The 1828-nt window shown below is 52.2% G+C and carries 1 rRNA gene; it reads right to left on the bottom strand.

Annotated elements, in window-relative coordinates:
* Window positions 1–103 precede the first annotated feature (103 nt).
* Window positions 104–1828: ribosomal RNA gene (locus ACIO0C_RS31245) — 23S ribosomal RNA — on the bottom strand; the annotation flags it as partial.

Below are 1828 nucleotides of genomic sequence, written 5' to 3'. Positions count from 1 at the left end.
GGTGTTTTGTGAGATTCGAACTTTCGGTTCTTTCGTCTTCACACACCGCAATCTGGTCTCTTTCGTCTTTTCAACTAGGAGCATCAAATTGCTTGGGTGTTATATGGTCAAGCCTCACGGGCAATTAGTATTGGTTAGCTCAACGCCTCACAGCGCTTACACACCCAACCTATCAACGTCGTAGTCTTCGACGGCCCTTCAGGGGACTCAAGGTCCCAGTGAGATCTCATCTTGAGGCTAGTTTCCCGCTTAGATGCTTTCAGCGGTTATCTATTCCGAACATAGCTACCCGGCAATGCCACTGGCGTGACAACCGGAACACCAGAGGTTCGTCCACTCCGGTCCTCTCGTACTAGGAGCAGCCCCTCTCAAATCTCAAACGTCCACGGCAGATAGGGACCGAACTGTCTCACGACGTTCTAAACCCAGCTCGCGTACCACTTTAAATGGCGAACAGCCATACCCTTGGGACCGGCTTCAGCCCCAGGATGTGATGAGCCGACATCGAGGTGCCAAACACCGCCGTCGATATGAACTCTTGGGCGGTATCAGCCTGTTATCCCCGGAGTACCTTTTATCCGTTGAGCGATGGCCCTTCCATACAGAACCACCGGATCACTAAGACCTACTTTCGTACCTGCTCGACGTGTCTGTCTCGCAGTCAAGCGCGCTTTTGCCTTTATACTCTACGACCGATTTCCGACCGGTCTGAGCGCACCTTCGTACTCCTCCGTTACTCTTTAGGAGGAGACCGCCCCAGTCAAACTACCCACCATACACTGTCCTCGATCCGGATAACGGACCTGAGTTAGAACCTCAAAGTTGCCAGGGTGGTATTTCAAGGATGGCTCCACGCGAACTGGCGTCCACGCTTCAAAGCCTCCCACCTATCCTACACAAGCAAATTCAAAGTCCAGTGCAAAGCTATAGTAAAGGTTCACGGGGTCTTTCCGTCTAGCCGCGGATACACTGCATCTTCACAGCGATTTCAATTTCACTGAGTCTCGGGTGGAGACAGCGCCGCCATCGTTACGCCATTCGTGCAGGTCGGAACTTACCCGACAAGGAATTTCGCTACCTTAGGACCGTTATAGTTACGGCCGCCGTTTACCGGGGCTTCGATCAAGAGCTTCGCGTTAGCTAACCCCATCAATTAACCTTCCGGCACCGGGCAGGCGTCACACCCTATACGTCCACTTTCGTGTTTGCAGAGTGCTGTGTTTTTAATAAACAGTCGCAGCGGCCTGGTATCTTCGACCGGCGTGGGCTTACGGAGCAAGTCCTTCACCCTCACCGGCGCACCTTCTCCCGAAGTTACGGTGCCATTTTGCCTAGTTCCTTCACCCGAGTTCTCTCAAGCGCCTTGGTATTCTCTACCCAACCACCTGTGTCGGTTTGGGGTACGGTTCCTGGTTATCTGAAGCTTAGAAGCTTTTCTTGGAAGCATGGCATCAACCACTTCGTCACCTGAAAGGTAACTCGTCATCAGCTCTCGGCCTTAGAATCCCGGATTTACCTAAGATTCCAGCCTACCACCTTAAACTTGGACAACCAACGCCAAGCTGGCCTAGCCTTCTCCGTCCCTCCATCGCAATAACCAGAAGTACAGGAATATTAACCTGTTTTCCATCGACTACGCTTTTCAGCCTCGCCTTAGGGACCGACTAACCCTGCGTCGATTAACGTTGCGCAGGAAACCTTGGTCTTTCGGCGTGGGTGTTTTTCACACCCATTGTCGTTACTCATGTCAGCATTCGCACTTCTGATACCTCCAGCAAGCTTCTCAACTCACCTTCACAGGCTTACAGAACGCTCCTCTACCGCATCA

Origin of the sequence: Pseudomonas sp. NPDC087336, assembly GCF_044744285.1 — a bacterium.
Classification (GTDB): domain Bacteria; phylum Pseudomonadota; class Gammaproteobacteria; order Pseudomonadales; family Pseudomonadaceae; genus Aquipseudomonas.
The sequence above is the reverse complement of the archived record's forward strand: the minus strand, read 5'-3'. Positions and strand labels throughout refer to the sequence as shown.